Origin of the sequence: Shinella yambaruensis (genome assembly GCF_050859155.1) — a bacterium.
Lineage (GTDB): Bacteria > Pseudomonadota > Alphaproteobacteria > Rhizobiales > Rhizobiaceae > Shinella > Shinella yambaruensis.
This window is the reverse complement of record NZ_CP150638.1, coordinates 3047726-3064549: the sequence shown is the minus strand read 5'-3', so window position 1 is coordinate 3064549 and position 16824 is coordinate 3047726. Positions and strand designations below refer to the sequence as shown.

Annotated in this window: 8 protein-coding genes and 1 CRISPR repeat array; of the genes, 3 read left to right on the top strand and 5 right to left on the bottom strand. The window is 60.0% G+C overall.

Going from position 1 to position 16824, the window contains the following annotated elements; genetic code table 11:
• Positions 1 to 33 precede the first annotated feature (33 nt).
• Together WMC41_RS14960 and WMC41_RS14955 are read right to left on the bottom strand one after the other, a co-directional pair.
• A complete protein-coding gene (locus WMC41_RS14960; protein WP_432348349.1) occupies positions 34 to 3942 on the bottom strand; it encodes a DUF3320 domain-containing protein in 3909 nt (1302 codons plus the stop codon).
• 125 nt (positions 3943 to 4067) lie between these two features.
• Positions 4068 to 6020, bottom strand: a complete 1953-nt coding sequence (locus tag WMC41_RS14955) for a DUF4011 domain-containing protein (protein ID WP_432344370.1) — start codon at positions 6018 to 6020, stop codon at positions 4068 to 4070.
• A 315-nt stretch (positions 6021 to 6335) separates the two neighbouring features.
• Here WMC41_RS14955 and cas9 point away from each other — a divergent pair, with 315 nt between their 5' ends.
• The 3 genes from cas9 to cas2 are packed head-to-tail and all read left to right on the top strand — an operon-like array spanning position 6336 to position 11000.
• Positions 6336 to 9653 carry a type II CRISPR RNA-guided endonuclease Cas9 gene (cas9, locus tag WMC41_RS14950; RefSeq protein WP_432344367.1) on the top strand — a complete coding sequence of 1106 codons (3318 nt, stop codon included), beginning with the start codon at positions 6336 to 6338 and terminating at the stop codon, positions 9651 to 9653.
• 53 nt (positions 9654 to 9706) lie between these two features.
• Positions 9707 to 10591 carry a type II CRISPR-associated endonuclease Cas1 gene (gene cas1, locus WMC41_RS14945; protein WP_432344364.1) on the top strand — a complete coding sequence of 295 codons (885 nt, stop codon included), beginning with the start codon at positions 9707 to 9709 and terminating at the stop codon, positions 10589 to 10591.
• A 34-nt stretch (positions 10592 to 10625) separates the two neighbouring features.
• Positions 10626 to 11000, top strand: a complete 375-nt coding sequence (gene cas2 / locus WMC41_RS14940; RefSeq protein ID WP_245082684.1) for a CRISPR-associated endonuclease Cas2 — start codon at positions 10626 to 10628, stop codon at positions 10998 to 11000.
• Positions 11001 to 11072: 72 nt separating this feature from the next.
• Positions 11073 to 11760: a CRISPR direct-repeat array (repeat unit 36 nt; unit sequence AGCCTAGCAGTTCAGAAATCGCAGGCCAACCGCAAC).
• Positions 11761 to 12690: 930 nt separating this feature from the next.
• Here the strand turns inward: cas2 and WMC41_RS14935 are convergent.
• From WMC41_RS14935 to WMC41_RS14925, 3 genes are all read right to left on the bottom strand, one after another.
• Positions 12691 to 13173: a DUF2442 domain-containing protein gene (locus WMC41_RS14935; RefSeq protein WP_432344360.1), complete on the bottom strand. Its 483-nt coding sequence runs from the start codon at positions 13171 to 13173 to the stop codon at positions 12691 to 12693.
• Positions 13148 to 13375, bottom strand: coding sequence for a DUF4160 domain-containing protein (locus tag WMC41_RS14930; protein WP_432344357.1), 228 nt, complete (start codon positions 13373 to 13375; stop codon positions 13148 to 13150). Before WMC41_RS14930 ends, WMC41_RS14935 begins: the two co-directional genes overlap by 26 nt.
• Before the next feature lie 454 nt (positions 13376 to 13829).
• Positions 13830 to 16661 (bottom strand): class I SAM-dependent DNA methyltransferase, encoded by a 2832-nt coding sequence (locus tag WMC41_RS14925; protein ID WP_432344355.1) that lies wholly within the window; start codon positions 16659 to 16661, stop codon positions 13830 to 13832.
• Positions 16662 to 16824 lie beyond the last annotated feature (163 nt).

Sequence of the window (16824 nt, the reverse complement as noted above, 5' to 3'; positions counted from 1 at the left end):
TAAGTTGAGCGCTTCGGTTTCACGGAACATGGTTTATCCGGACAGTTGAATGTTCACGATATGCTTGCGGGCCTGTGCGATCGCTTCGTCGAGACGGGCGCGAGACACGGCTGCGAGGCGTTCGACGCCCAGGAGACGCGCGAGGTCGCGCACGGGGTCGGGCTCGTCCAGCAGGTCGGGATTATCGAGCACGACGGCAGTGAGCTCGGCGAGCGGGATGTCTCCGATCGGCCTGCGCGCCTCCTCGCTTGCAGGCTGCCGATACGGAAGGATATCCGACACGGCCCCCTTCTTCCAGATGAACTCGCCGCTCGATTCCACGGTCCTGTCCAGATCGCGCAAGTGAAGGCCTATCCTTTCACGGATTCGTCCACCTGTCCGCAGCCAGCCGTGGGCGCGGGCCAGCCGCTGGGCAAGGATGTCGGTGCGCAAGGGACTTTCGGTCTCGATGATGGCTTCGATCATCCTCCGCAAGATATCCCGATAGCCGAATTCGAAGAACTGATCGGGATCGGCCGGAAAACCGGAAAGATCGGTGACATGATATCCCTGTTTCCCAGCGACCTCGGTTACGGTTGCAGACGTAGGCGTCTGCATTGCTATTTCGATATCGCGGGAGACCATTGGTGCGTCCGCCGAGACGAGTTCCGTCTCAATGGTCGCTGACGGCGGCGCGGGTTCCTCGGCAGGAGCAGCCCCGTCATCGCGAATCTCCTCGATCCCCTCCACCTCATGTCCCATATCCCAATGAGTGGCAACGTCCTCGTTTTCGGCGGCCTTGTGCGCCCTGCTTTCCTCCAGCAGACTTTCCAGCCCGGCGTGGAGCCTCTCGACGCAGCCTGCGGCATCGAACCACCAGTCCGTCGACCAGACACGGAGGATGTTCCAGCCAAGCCCCTTCAGGACCTGCTCGCGAACCTTGTCGCGATCCCGTGCGGTGGCCGACCTGTGATAGGTGGCGCCGTCGCATTCCACACCTGCGAGATACGCGCCGGCAAGATCGGGGTGGCGGATGCCGAGGTCGATCCGGAAGCCGGAAATCCCGACCTGTGGCACGACCGTCCAGCCGCGCCGCTCCAGTTGCAGGGCGACGGCCTCCTCGAAGGGGGAGTCGAAGCCACCGACCGATCCGATGTCCTGGGCGGGCAACGCGACCGCGCCGCGCTCGGCATAATCGAGAAACGTCTTCAGGTGCTGCACCGCCAGCGCCTTCGTCCGCGCCGGATCGATCTGATCGGCCGTGAAGCCGGAGAAAACGACCAGTTCTTGGCGCGCGCGGGTCACAGCGACGTTGAGGCGCCGCTCTCCGCCGTCGCGGTTGAGCGCACCGAAATCCATCGTCAGCTTGCCGGCGGCGTCCTTCCAGAACGTGATCGAGAAAAAGATGACGTCACGTTCATCACCCTGCACGTTCTCCAGATTCTTGACGATCGTCTGTTCGACCCGTTCTTCAGCGAAGAACCATTCAAGCTCGGGGTCGTTCCGGCGCGCCGCGTCGAGAAGGTCCAGGATCAGCGACTGCTGCTGGGCGTTGAAGGTGATGACGCCGAGCGTCGGGCGATCCTTTTCCGGCAGCTTCAGCCAGCCCTTCATGCGGCAAACCGCTTCGCGCGTGACGGCTTCCGCTTCGATCCTGTTCGTCCGGCTCTTGCCGCGATCGTAAACACCGTCGGGCACTTTATGCAGGCGCACCGCACGGTCTTCGACCAGTGGGGAGGGGAACGCCACCAGACGATTCTGGTAGTAGTAGTGATTGGAGAAGGCGATCAGCGATTCGCTTCGGCTGCGATAGTGCCACCTCAGATCCCGTACCAGAATGCCGGCCGCTTTCGCCTCGTCCAGAATGCTTTCCAGATCCTTCTCGTGATCGGCGATCTCATCCTCATCCTCGTTGCGGCCGAAGAAGTTCGTCGGCGGCAATTGTTTCGGGTCGCCGACGATGACGGTCTGGCGTGCCCGTGCGATGGCGCCGACAGCATCCCAGGTGGTGATCTGGGACGCCTCGTCGAAAATCACGACATCGAATAGCGCCTGATCCGGCGGGAGGTACTGGGCGATGGAGAGCGGCGACATCAGCATGCAGGGCGCTAGCTTGGGAAAGCTCTGCGGCATCTTGCCGATCATGTCGCGTATCGACTGGCTCGGCCGCTGCAGTTCCATCTGGTGGCGCAGCAGCCCGAGCTCCGAATTGCGCGAAACGCTCTGCACGGCGGGCAGTCCATGCGCAATTGCGCTGATCACGCGGCGAGTGGCGTGCGAGCGCACCAGATCGTCGATCTCACGAAATTCCTTGATAGCGTTTTCGTGCTGGAATCGCCGGAAACCCCGCAGAACAGGATCGCTGTCGAGAACCTTCGGAAGCCACCATCTGGCGTATCCCAGTCGAAACGCCGATCGCGCGTCTTCGGGACGGACCATCCCCTTCTCGATCTGCTCGACAAGAGGGGCAAGGCTGGAGGCCATCGCCCGGCGTCTGATGCGGCACCAGGCCGACCAGTCGCGAAGAAGATGCCGCCCATTCACGAGAGCACCGAGATTCTCGCTCAGTGTCGCGAGGTCGGGTCCGTCCGATCCGGCTGAAATCTCTCGCCCGGAAACCTCGCGGAAGTGCTTACGTGCAGCCTGAAAACCTTCGATCGCGGTGAGAAGCCTGTCTCCCGACTGCCGGACCCCGTCATTCTCGGACGTCCCGCGCAGGCATGGGGCAACGAAGCGGAGCATCGATCGTGTCTCTTCCTGGCTGCGCCCCGGAATTGGAACGGTGGCGCGAAACTCCCACGCGAGTTCGAGGATTTCCGCGACGGCGACGACGTCGGTCGCCAGACCCTCGATCGGCAGAGGCTTGCCCGCCAATTGATTCCGATCGATCGCCGACAGGCATTCCTTCATGTGGCGCAACAGCGGGATATCCCGTTCCGGCTCTGCTGTTCCTCCATCAGCGTAGCTTTGCAGCAACTTCTGGACCTTGCGCTTGCCGAGCGCAGACGTGGGCCAGAATGACGCGTTCGCCTCCCGCCACTGACGGTCCAGCGCATCGGGATCGAGGTCGCGCACTGCGGTCACGGCGTAGGCGGCGGAAAGTCCGCGCTCCGCTTCGCGGTAGCTCTTGATGGAATTCGCGAGCGTCTCCAGTGCGCCGGCGCATTGCGGAAGCTCTCGATCGAAGACGATGGTGATGTCGCGGCCCCGGCATTTCCGCACCACCCTCGCGAGGTTGGCTAGCCCCTGGATTTCGGCTTGTGAAGATCGGCCTTGCGACCCGAGGCCAAGGCTTGCGAGATAGGCCTCGACAGCGATCCTCACCGCCTCGATCGCATCTTTTAGGGATTGTGCCGCCGCAAGCAGGCTTTCCTGCCAGCCGGAGCTCCAGTCACCGACATCGACAAGATCCAGCGCCGGCTGACGCTCGACGGAAGCGAAAACGAGGCCGAGCTCGCCGGCAAGCTCTTCCAGATCGTGGAGCGTTTGCGCGTCATGGGCATCCCGCTCCGGCCACGCAAGGCCTGGTGCCGGGCTGTCCGTAGCCTTGAGGGCGATTCCGAGCGCCAGATGGGGCGTCCATCCATTCGGGTAGCGCCTGTGCAAAGCCTCGACATAGGCATTCAGCTCGTCGCGACGCAGCCGTAGGCGCTCGTTGACCGCCACCCATTCGGATACATCGATCCCGCCGCCCTGTTCCCAGGCCGCCTTGAGCTGTCCCAGGAAATGGCGGCGATCGGCCTTGTTCGAATGCAGCTCGATGCAGTGATTACCGAGGCCGTGCTCGCGCAATCGGCGATAGACGACATCGAGCGCGGCCGTCTTCTCGGCGACGAGCAGGACCGTCTTTCCCACAGCCAGGCAGCTTGCGATCATATTGGCAATGGTTTGGCTCTTGCCGGTGCCTGGTGGGCCGACGATGACGAAGTCCCGCCCTTCGGCGGCGGCAAGGCTCGCCGCCATCTGCGATGAATCCGATGGAAGAAGGCAGATGAGGTCGGACGGCGCATAGGCGCGATCGAGCTCGCGTTCCTCGCGAAACGGTGGCTGCCCGTCGCCCGCCTGGAACGCTTGCTCAGGCGTGTCGATCAGGTGGCGGACAACCTTGTTCGCGCGGAGCGCCTCTGTACGCTCCACCAGATCCTTCCACATGAGAAACTTTGCGAAGGAAAAGGTCGACAATGCGGTTTCATCGACGACCTCCATCCCCGGAACGTCGCGGATCGCCTGGGCATCATGGCAAGAAGGCGTGGAACGTCGATGCCGTTGTCGTCGAGCGGAAGGTCTCCCGAAAATTGCGGAAGCTTCAGATCGAAATCGCGCTCCAGGAACTGCAGGAGCGTGGCGTTGAAGCGCGGCTCGTCCTCGTGGAAACGGACCGTGAAACGCGAGCTGGCGCTGCGGCGCTCAAGCTTCACGGGGACCAGCAGAAGGGGAGCCCGGTAGCTGCGATCATCCTCCGGCTTCTTCTTCCAGCGCAGAAACCCGACGGCGAGGAACAGGGTGTTCGCGCCGCCCTCGGCAAAGTCGTTTCGGACCTGCCGGTGAAGGTCGATCAGCCGTGCCTCAAGCTCGGATGCACCGAGCGTCGAGGAGAGTTCATCCCTGAGCAGCGCTTCGGCCGCGAAGCCGCGTTGCAGGTCTCTGCCGTGAACGTCGCGATATAGCGCGGCATCGCGCTCGCCGAGCGGATTTTGCTCGGGAAGAGATATGATCCGGATTGCACCACCGCCCGCCAGCCGATCCTCGAGGTAGGCGACGTCCGTGCAGAGAAACGGGATGGTCTTCCTTGAATCCGGAAAATTGAGGAGCCGGTTGCGAAGAGTGAGGTCGAGCAGTTTCTTCTGCCACCGGTCGATGCGGCCGGCAGCGGTGGTCGGCTTCACTTCGATGGTTTCGGCCGGCAATTCGCCGAAGGATGGCGCCACGGGCAAAGGCAGGTCCGCAAGGGGCGTAACCTCTTCATCGAGAACGGTGCGGCGAATCGGCTCGTGCGAGGCAAGCGGCATGATCCCGCCGCTCCGTGACCGCCGGACATCGATTGCCGCCACGAAGGCATGGGCTTCGGTCTCGCCGAGACGATGATCGAGAACCTGTTGTGCGCTCTCCATCGTCATGGCGGGGCGATGCGTTACGCCGGTCGTTTCGAAGACGATCAACTCGCGGGATGCGAGCGCCTTGCGGACCTCCATCTGGTCCGTCTCAATCGCGTTGGCGAAGGTTCTCTTGGCCAGCCATGCACCGGCTGCCGCATGCCCTTGGAACATCAGAAGGACAGGATACAATCCGGCAGCTTCCAGGGCCGCGGCGAAAAGAAGCGTGGTGTCGAGGCATGTCGCCAGCCGCTCCTCGGAAATCGTGCTCGGGCGCCTGATCTTCTGGCCGCGGCTTTCGAAACTGGCGGGCGGTTCCGCGTAATGCAGCGCCATGCCGGCAATCGCCGAGTAGATGGCGGCAGCGAGCAGGTAGGCCCGCTGCGGGCTGCCGGACTGGTAGCCATCCAGGCCGCTTTGATGTCCATGTGCGGCCAGCCGCTCTGCCGCATTGCGCAGAATGGATGCCACGCTCGGATCGTTCGGCATGACGAAGGCCGGAAGCAGTTGCGCCATGTCGGCGACGCCGCCCCATTCGTCCCGGGCGAGCAGCCTTACGGGAAGGTGCTGTTCGTCAAGGACGTCTCCCGCCGATGACAGACGAAGCGTGATCTCGCCGCGCTCCGCCTCGTTGAGGCCGGCGAGATAGCCGGCGTCGAGCTCCACTTTCCTGTCGCTCAGCGCAAGTCTGTCGCCCGGCACGAGCCGATCGACCGTCCATGTTTTCGGCCTCAGGAACGAGGGGGAAGAGGTCAATTCCAGCTTGCAGTTGGTAAAGTGCCTGTCGCTGCTGTTCTCGATCAGAATGGAGCGAATAACCGGTATGGCATTCTGATAGGATACGTAAGTGAAGCTCGCGGCGATATCGGCAACGATCACCGGTCCTTCGCGGGTGTTGCTGATATTCGGATCGAATTCTTCCGAATTACTTTCGCTTTCAGTCTGCATCGGTATGCCTCCCCCACTGGGAGACTAGCGTTGTTTTTTACCGTGAAGAAGGCCTTTCACTCGTGAGAGTTGATTTTTCGACGGGAATTCGCTCTCTCTGAGCATGGCAGCGCGTGCCACGTCCACTGGCCGGGTGAGGGTCCAACCATGAAGAGAGTTTTTATCCGGGAAAATGAAAAAGCGTCCGCCGGAGCGGACGCCTTATCTGGTGCATATCTCAGCTTGTTAACGGCTGGACTGCGATTTCTGAACGATATGCATATTGCCTAGCTCGCCCTGATTGTCAATGCTGCAAGCATTCGCGGAGAGGTGGCTATGGCTGGATATATCAAGACGCTTGGACTCGATCTCGGCACTAACTCGCTCGGCTGGGCGATCATCGAAACGCGCGGTGAACCGGGCGAAAATGACGAGGGACGCATCGTCGCCAGCGGTGTGCGCATCTTCTCTCAATCCGAAATGGCGGGACGTGATCCGCAATCGAAGGCTTCCTTGGCCGTGGCGCGGCGTCAGGCGCGCGGTGCCAGGCGCCGACGGGATCGCTATCTGAAGCGGCGGGAGCGTCTTGTCGACCTTCTGGTCGATCTCGGGCTGATGCCCGCCGACAAGGCTGCTCGCGCGGAACTGGTGAAGAACCATGGCGATGGAAAGACGGGCGACCTCTCGTCATCCGTCTATGCATTGCGCGCGCGGGCGCTGGACGAGGCGCTGTCGCCCCATGAGATCGGCCGCGCGATTTTCCACCTCAACCAGCGCCGCGGCTTCAAGAGCAATCGCAAGGCCGACAGCAACGACCCCGAACAGGGCGTGATCTCCGAGGGGATGCGCGCGCTCGATGAGAAGATGGCGGAGGCGGGCGCGCGGACCATCGGCGAATGGCTGCACATGCGCCGGCTGCAAGGCCTGCCGGTCCGTGCCCGTATCGCGCCTGACGGGGAGGGCTATGCCTTCTATCCCTCGCGTGGCGCGCTTGAGCGCGAATTCGACCGGATCATGGCCCGCCAGACGCTTTTCCATCCCGACCTGCTCACCGATGCGGTCATCCGGGAACTGCGCGAAGTGATCTTCCACCAGCGTCCGCTGAGACCGGTGAAGCCGGGGAAATGCTCCTACAATCCGCTGGAGGAGCGGTTGGCGAAGGCACATCCCCTGTTCCAGAAATTCCGGCTGCTCAAGGAACTCAACGAACTGGAAATCGTCGGGGAGGACCAGAAACACATCAAGCTGACGCCGGAGCAGCGCAATGCCCTGGCACTTCAGTTGCGGACGAGCCTCACCAAACAGGGAAAGGTGCCCTTCTCGAAGTTGCGGAGCACGCTGAAGCTCGGGCGGGAAGTGCGCTTCAACAAGGAGACCGACAACCGCAGCGATCTCGAAGGCGACGTGATCTATTTTCGCATGTCGCGCCCGGAATGCTTCGGCAACCGCTGGGCGGACCTGCCGGTGGAGGTGCAGGCGGCAATCACCGAGAGACTGCGCACCGAGCCTGACTACAACGCCCTCATGAACTGGCTGAGAACGGAGGCGGGGCTGGACGAGGCGCATGCCCGGGCGGTGGCCGACACACCGGTGCCGGACGGTTTCGGCAGGCTGGGGCAATCCGCGCTGACCGCGCTCATCGACGCGCTGGAGAACGAAGTGGGTGAGGGCGGCTTCGTCATCACCGAGGCCGAGGCGGCGAAGCGGGTTTACGGCCGCACCAATTCCGAAGCCGATCCGAACCGTAAGGGCGTGGACCAACTGCCGAAATATCAGGAGGTTCTGGCGCGCCACATTCCTCCGGGAACGGGCGAGCCCGACGATCCCTATGACGATTTCATGGGGCGCATCACCAACCCGACGGTTCATATCGCGCTCAATCAGTTACGCCGCGTGGTCAATGCGCTGATCCGGACATACGGCAAACCGGACCGGATCGCCATCGAGGTTGGCCGCGAACTGAAAATGAACGACAGGGAGCGCGACGAGATCAATCGCCGGATCGCGCGGAACACGAAAGCGGCGATCGAACGAGGGGGCAAGCTGACCGACACCTTCCGGCAGTTGGACACCGGTTACAACCGCCTCCGGCTGGAATTGTGGGAAGACCTGAACCAGAAGCCGGAAAACCGCGTCTGCATCTATTGCGGCAAGGCCATCGCCGGCCACATGCTCTTCAACGGCGAGACGGATATCGATCACATCCTGCCCTATTCGAAGACGCTGGATGACAGCAAGGCAAACCGGATTCTGTGCTGCACGTCCTGCAATCGCGAGAAAAAGAACCGGCCTCCGTCGAGCGTGCCGCAGTGGCGCAGTCGCTATGGCGAGATCCTGGCGCGCGTCACGACACTTCCGAAACCCAAGCAATGGCGCTTTGGCGAAGACGCGATGACACGCTTCGGCGAGGAGGAGGGCTTTCTCGCCCGGCAATTGACCGACATGCAGTATATTTCCCGGCTGGCACTGACCTATCTCGCCCATCTCTACGACTACGAGGAAGTGGATCTTGACGGTATCTACAAGCGCCACGCCCGCGTGCGTGCCTTGCCCGGGCGGATGACCGAGATGCTGCGCCGCCAGTGGGGTCTCAACGAATTGCTGCATGACCATAATCTCATCGGAGGCGACGTGGCCAAGCCGAAGAACCGGCTGGATCATCGCCACCACGCGATCGATGCCATTGTCATCGCTTGCACCTCGCGCGCGCTCATCCAGCGGCTGGCGACGGCTTCCGCGGCGGCCGAGGAGCGCGGGGCCGAGCGTGTCGTCGAGCGGATCGATCCGCCCTGGTCCAGCTTCCGCGAGGATGTCCGTGCGGCGGTGGGCGCCATCGTCGTCAGCCACAAACCGGATCACGGAACGGTGAGCCGCGAAGGCTATGCAAGGGGTCGCGGGCAGACGGCGGGCAAGCTGCATAACGATACCGCCTACGGGCACACTGGCGAAAAGGACGCCAGCGGCAACGATATCGTCGTGCGCCGCATTGCCATCACCGATATCAGGAATCCCGCCGATATCATGAAGATCAGGACCAATGCACACGGCCATTCGGAGCTCAGGGACCGGCTTTACGAGGCGACACGCGGGCTGGAGGGCAAGGCGTTCGAACAGGCGGTGCTGGATTTCGTCAAGGGCGATGTGAAATTCAGGGGCATCCGCCACGTCCGCATCACCGAGGTGGCGAATCCCGTCTGGATCACGCATGGGGGCGGGCGGTACAGGAAGGGCTATCTGCCGGGCGGCAACGATCGCTTCGACGTTTGGGAGCTGGCAGACGGCAAATGGGATGCCGAGGTGGTGACGACCTTCGATGCGCACCGGCCCGGCTTCGTGCCCCGAATGCGGCTCGAAAACCACAATGCCCGCAAGATCATGAGTTTGAAGAAGGGGGATATGGTCGCCTATGACGACCCCGATAGCGGGAAACGTATCATCGCCATCGTCCGCAAGTTCGACCAGCGCAACAAGCAGCTTTATCTCGATCCGCACAACGAGGCGGGCAATCTCGACAGGCGGGAAAAGGAGAAGACCTACAAGCCGCTTCGCCCGATGCCCAACCCATTGAAAAAATACAGGCCGAGGCAGGTTCGTATCGATGAGATCGGTCAGGTGTTCGATCCCGGCCCGTGGTGGGAAAAGCAGGACGGTTAACCAAAGATTAAGATTTGCCGGACGAAGAGGCATGATTGAGTTAGTCTCCCGTCATGCAGCGTGTGGTTGATCTTTCCTCTGACGGCCTGCATGTGGCCGTTCATCGTGGCTTCCTTACCGTGTCGAAGGATCGGGAGGAGATGGGCCGCGTAGCGCTCGATGACATCGGCGGCGTTATCGCCCATGCGCACGGGCTGACATGGTCGAATACGGTCTTCGTTCGCCTTTCGGAGCGGGCGGTGCCGGTTGTGCTGTGCGCGGCGAACCATGCGCCGGTGGCGTGTGTCTGGCCGCTGCAGGGCAATCATCTGCAGGGCAGGCGGCTGAACGCCCAGGTGGACGCCTCGCGGCCCTTGGCCAAGCGCATCTGGCGCGACATCGTGGTCGCGAAGATCCGGATGCAGGGCGCGGTGCTGGCATCGGTCGGGGCGGAGCCCGGTGCATTCGACATGCTCGCCCGCAAGGTCCGCTCCGGCGATCCGGACAATGTGGAAGCGCAGGCGGCGCGGCGCTACTGGCAAGCGTTCATGGGGCCGGATTTCCGGCGCGATCAGGACGGCGAAGGCGTCAATGCGCTCTTGAATTACGGCTACACGGTGCTGCGCGCGATCATCAGCCGCGCCATTTGTGCAGCCGGTCTGCATCCCTCGATCGGGCTTCATCATTCCAACCGCGCCAATGCCTTTGCCCTGGCGGATGACCTGATGGAACCTTATCGACCGATCGTTGACAGGGCCGTCTACAATCTCGTGCAGGATGGCTTGCGAGAGGTTTCGCCCAAAGCGAAAACTGCACTGGTGACATTGACGGCGCTGGATCTGCCGGCACCGCAGGGCATGAGCCCGCTGCACATGCAACGCGACTTGCACAGCAATTGGCGGCGCTTTTTGATAAGGAGGACGTGGGCCTGGATCTGCCTTCGCCACTTGACCCGCTGACGTTATCTGGCCTTGCACGGCAGGGCGAGACGCAATGACAACGCTTCATACGGAAAAACGGGGAGAGCGGACCAAACCATCCTATATGTCCGCTTATCGGATGATGTGGATGCTCGTCACGTTCGATCTGCCGGTGGATACGAAAAGACACCGCGCCGACGCCACGAAATTTCGCCAGTTCCTGCTTGATCAGGGCTTTGAGATGAGCCAGCTTTCGAATTATCTTCGATTGGTGAACGGGCAGGAACAGTTTGAAACCTACACGCGACGAATCGGATCCAACCTCCCGGAGCGGGGCGATGTTTTCATCTTTCAATTTACAGACCGACAGTATGAAAATATCGTCCGATTCAGCGATCAAAGCCGCCGTGCCCGAAAGAAAAATCCCGAACAGATTGCTCTTTTCTAGCGCCCATGGACGCTTTCATAGCGTGATAAAGCCCCAAAACCACTGTCGAAACAGGGGCTTGGGGCAGTATCGAGCCTAGCAGTTCAGAAATCGCAGGCCAACCGCAACAACTCGTGGCGTCGGGCAAGGTATCGCTGGAGCCTAGCAGTTCAGAAATCGCAGGCCAACCGCAACCTGCATCGCGAAGTAGGCATCAACGTCCACAGCCTAGCAGTTCAGAAATCGCAGGCCAACCGCAACGACGTCCTCGGGCTTGTCGCTGGCCGCATCAGCCTAGCAGTTCAGAAATCGCAGGCCAACCGCAACGTTCTTGCCGCACCGATGTTCGACCCCGCCAGCCTAGCAGTTCAGAAATCGCAGGCCAACCGCAACCTGCGCTCGGCGCGGCCTATCAGGGCCTCAAGCCTAGCAGTTCAGAAATCGCAGGCCAACCGCAACGATTTGGAGCCCGAGCACTTCCCCCTCGGCAGCCTAGCAGTTCAGAAATCGCAGGCCAACCGCAACCGGTAAGCCGTACCGCACCTTAGCGCCCCCAGCCTAGCAGTTCAGAAATCGCAGGCCAACCGCAACTGGAATACGGCGACCTCCTTCACCGTCGCGAGCCTAGCAGTTCAGAAATCGCAGGCCAACCGCAACAAGACGCGCTCATAGTCGATGACGCCGAGCAGTTCAGAAATCGTAGGCCAACCGCAACATCGTGTTGATTTCACCGAGGCGGTGAATAAGCCTAGCAGTTCAGAAATCGCAGGCCAACCGCAACCAGTTCTTGGGGGGCTGCTAAGTGTACCGAAAGGCTAGTGCGTGGTCTCGGAATGAGGTAGTATAGGTTGATTTTGAAGACTTATGGGTCCTTTTCCAAGTATCGCAGATTGCCTGATAGAGCGTTCGCTTTCGTAATTCCTTGAGGTGTTTGGCGAACCTGTAACTAATGACGAAGGTTAGGAGGGCGCTTTGAGGCTTTCAGGTTGTCGTAGTGGCAGACCTTGACAGTGGCGTCCTGTGCGGATTTGCCCAATCTCTCGTTGAGTGACTCGCGAATCCTGTCGGCCCAACCTCGAGTCCTTCTCGCAGACCCCTCTGGCGATCATGCTTGGTAAGATCAGAATTGTATTAATTTTATAGTTTATATGTATTAATTCGATGTAAGTTTTCAAAAAATACTTAAAGTTTTCATCGCGATCTCTTTCTAGTTGAGCGGCCGAAAAGGCCGAAAATCTGTAATTCTGCAACACAGGTTGCTTAGATATCGATCCGACAAATCGCCTCGAATCCTTCCGCGGTACGGCCGCCACTAGGCGTTCCACGCGGCAGGCTTTGATGCGGGTGAGATGACGAGAAGATAGGAAGCCAATACTGAGATCGCTTCTGCGGCGTAAAATCGCAATAACGCTATACAAGGCCTTCTGGCTTTTACAAATGCTTTGAAAGCCGCCAAGAACCCGCTCTTGTGAGCGCTAGCGTTCGATTAAACGGAACAAAGCCGCTCATATATGTCGCTCTAAAAAGATTGGCGCACCCGGCAGGATTCGAACCTGCGACCTTTGGAATCGGAATTGGTAGAAATTGGTTATAGGCCTTTGATCTTACTGGCTAGTTGTCTCGACTGCGCTAGGACTGCGCTACAATTTACACGCCCACAGCATTTCTTCGCGCTGCATTCACACGGGGGTTACCACAGCAGCCAAGCCGCTCATTGGCTTGGCGTGTGCTCGACAAGATAACGGGTAGCGAGGCCAATATGGCGAGGAATGCGTTTGTCCTTGCGATAGTCGGCTATAAGGCGGCGGGAGACCTCCAGTGCCTCGGCCATTCCGTCTAGCGTCATACCCATGCGGTCCATCGCTGCGCGGAACTCCTCGTTTGAAAACTCCGCGTCCGGCAAAGCTTCCAGCCAGACGGCGGAGAAATCGAGATCGTCGTTCCATTCAATCGCGTTACGATATTCGCTGATGCGGAAAGAACGAAACAGCGTGTCGTCTCCACGCAACGGCTTGTAGAAGCGTCTGCTTTCCAGTGCCGGTGCAAGGTCCACGGTTTTTTCTCGGCCATCCTCAAAGCGGACGTGCAGCTTGCGACCTTTGAGCGGAACGACAGACGCAAGGCGCGGCAGAGCGGGGCCGGCTGTGATGATGTCATCGTCACCGATGTCAGGGATTGAGGCGATACCACTCATGCTCCAGACGCTCCTTGTTGCTCGATGCCCATTCGATCGCCAGCTTGTATTCACGGCCTGACAATGCGCCGGCGATAACTGCGAAATCTGCAATACGGATCAAAGCTTCTCGATCCGGTGACACGACATGGAAATGGGGAGGGTTGTGGTCGCCCGCGAAAACCTGAATTTTCAGATTTCCGAGCATGACAAGCGTTGGCATCCCGATCTCCTATGACAACATAAAAATAGTGCAAGAGGCGCATTATTTCAAGGAGCGCGAATCCGTTGGGTGTCCGCAGTCTTCTGGAAGCTCTATGACCGACCGATAAACCTATAAATTGCAACTTCTGGCGTTGTGAATTGCTATGGCCGCTTTGGAGCCGTGAGCGGACTGGCGGCTTTTAAAGAGTGAGGCCCTGAAACGGACTTTTACCCAATTACGGCTCGAATCTCGTCCAGCGGGCCGCAGCGGACGAAACAAGCTGTGCCTACGCTATACCCCTCGAAATTTAGGATCCCAGCACGTAGCTATGTGCAAGAAGCAGACGCGCGGCAGTGAAATTGCGGCTTCCCGCTTGAGCCAAGATTCATTGGGCCACGAGGCCAAGCTGGCCCGCGTGGTTTGCGGAAGATATTCGTCACGACCAAACATGCACGAAGATCATGGCAGCATTTTACCTAGTCACTGAACTGCTGCGTCGCCGCGATCGCCCGGCGAGCGTGGCATCGAGTGGCGCAGCCTTCTTCTCGAAGAGTTGGAACAAGTGCTCCACGCGCTCTCGCTCAAACCGAAAACCAGATCGGCGGTAAAGTCGGTCAACTGCGCGATCGAGAGCTTCGTGCGCTCGGCGCAGCACGGGCGGCATAGCGTCCGGGTCATATAGATCGTCAAGAGTCAGCTGCGCAAATTTTGATCGCGCGTCCAGCACATCCTGCGCCAATGTCGAGATTTGAATTTCTTTGGCTGGGGTGAGTTCGGGCCACGGAAAGGAGTTGTAGACGGCAGGCGCGTAGCTGTAGCGGCTTTCCAGCCGTCCTGCGACCGTTCGCATCCAGGCCATATGCATCGCAGAGGTAAGTATTCCGAAGTACAGAAGCGGTGCGCCGACAATGATCTGCAGCTTGTTTGAGGCGATCACGTCGGGCTGCAGAACCGCCATGGGGATATATTCCCTTGTCTCCGAGGAAACTTCCGGTACCGCGAGGTAAGGCTCCGCAGGCTGACGGTCCTGCGTGAAGAGCGTCGGGTACTTCGCGTACTCCCTAACACTGGCCGTCGGACTCTGCAGCCGCCCAGCGCGCACGCGATCGAGGCGTTCCTGTACCGCAGCGGACCGACGAAGCTCGGCCGGGTCGGCATCCTTCAACCAGAGGCACCACCGCCACTGTCCCGAGATCAGTTCGTCACCACCGACGTAAGGCCGGAGCCATTTTACGGCATTTGGATCCCGTGCCACCAACTCAGCACGGTTCGCTTCGTCAAGGATTAGGTTGCTATGAGTGATGTAACCGCCCTCCGGCCGACGAAGACGCGCACCGTCGGTTGGCTGGCTCCCTTTGTGCATCCGTAGACGGCCGTCCGGCGGCCGCGATCGCGCCGGGACCGAGTACTGCGGTCCGTCGATCAGGTACCCATTGATACGCGAGACCTTGGACGCGTGAGGATCGCCTCGGACATGATCGTACTCGAAGATGGTCCGATCATTCGGCTCGCCCCAAGTCATGCCTACAATGACGCAGTGCACCGCAGCCTTACCACGCGCCTCACTGTTCCACTGGAAAGTCCGGTGGGCGAAATGAATCAAGACGCCCAAGCTGAAAAGCTGCGGCCAGAGAATGCCGCACTGCTCGCCTTGGGTGATCGAGTTGGTGGACACGAGCGCGATCTTGATCGCCTTGTTTGCCGAGCTGTACTCGACTGATTTTTTGAACCAGCAGCTGACGTAATCGAGCCGATTAACCTGGCCTCGGCGCCCCCAAATGCGCGCCATGTCCGCCTGCTGGTCCGCCGTCCTGTACTGGTGGCCGCGGAATGGCGGATTGCCGAACAGGAACGTGCAATCTGTGGGCCGCAGAACGCTGCCCCAGTCCATGTCGAGTGCGTTTCCAACAACAATGTGCGGCGACTTCCGGAGTGGTATGCGGACATAATACGGGCCGAACTCGAGGCTCAGCCGGTTGTTCATCATGTGGTCCATCATCCACATAGCGGTTTCCGCGATCCTGGCGGGAAACTCGCCGATCTCGATCCCATAGAACTGGTCGACGTTGATCCGCGAAAGGTCAGACGCGTCCAGAAGCCCGATGAACTGCCCGTGGGCATCGCGCTGATAGTCGATCAACTCGCGCACTACCTCGATCTCGAGAAGGCGAAGCTCCCGATACGCGATGATAAGGAAATTGCCGCAGCCGCATGCGGGGTCAAAGAATTTCATCTGGCCAAGACGCTCGCGAAACCGCTCAAGCTCGGCCCGGCGCCGATTGTCCCGGCGTGCCTTCAAGTGCTCGAACTCGTCCCTAAGTGCATCCAGGAAGAGTGGCTCGATAACCTTCAGGATATTCGTCTCGTTCGTGTAGTGCGCGCCTTGCTCGCGTCGCTCATTGCGATCCATCACCGACTGGAACAGCGATCCGAAGACCGCGGGTGAGATTCCTGACCAGTCAAAGCCGCAGGCCGCAAGAAGCCGGTTGCGCATCTCGGTGTTGAAGGACGGAAGTCGCAGGTTCTCTCGGAAGAGCTCGCCGTTCACGTAAGGAAACTGCTGAAGATCCTCGTCCAGCGTCTTGGCGCGCCTTTCCTCCGGTGTGTCGAGAGTTTGGAACAGAGCTGCGAACCAGCCGCCGAGGTCAGAACCGTCCTCCCGGGTGCGGCCCTCGATGAATTCCTCGAATGCGCCACGGGGCTCGAAAATGCCGGTGTCATCGGCAAAGAGGCAGAAGACGACACGGACTAGGAAGCGCTCGAGGTCGTGGCCCACGTAGCCCGAGTCCTCGAGGGCGTCGTGCAACGCGCCAACGAGTTCGGACGCCTTGATGTTGACCGGATCCTGATCCTTGAAGGTCTTCTTCTGGACACCTGTGATAAACCCGAGCTTGTGGACGTGCTTGTGCAGATCTACGAGGGGGAATTTCAGCTCGTCTCCTTCTTCGAGGTCGTAGAGTTCGAATGTCTGAAAGTCGCTTAGGAGGATGTAGCGAGGCAGATCATCGTTTTTCAGGCCAGGAAAATAGTCGAGGGCCTGCGTCTTTGCCTTCTTCAGGTTGCGACCGGCACTCTTCTGTTCGACCAGAACCACGCCTTTCCAAAACAGATCAATGAAGCCGCGCCTCTCGCCGAGGTTCTTCACCGGCTCTTCAAAACTGGCAACGCGGCGGACTGGAACGCCAAAGACCTCGAAGAAATCCCGGTAGAAAAGCTGGGTCTGTCCCTTCTCGTAACCTTCGCCCTCCCATTCCCGGGAAAACGCAGCCGCTCGTGATCGTATTTCATTCCATGAAAGACGCATGCAACCCTCCCGATAGACCACTCCGTCTACCCTGCAGAATAAGTCCCGTCGAGGTTTTTCCGTGCAATAGCAGAATGATACCTCTGTTGCAGAAAAATTTTACCAACCCCGCCTGCGCAGATTGCTCCCAGCGCGCAGGGTGCCTTTTTCTGTCACGCCCCTT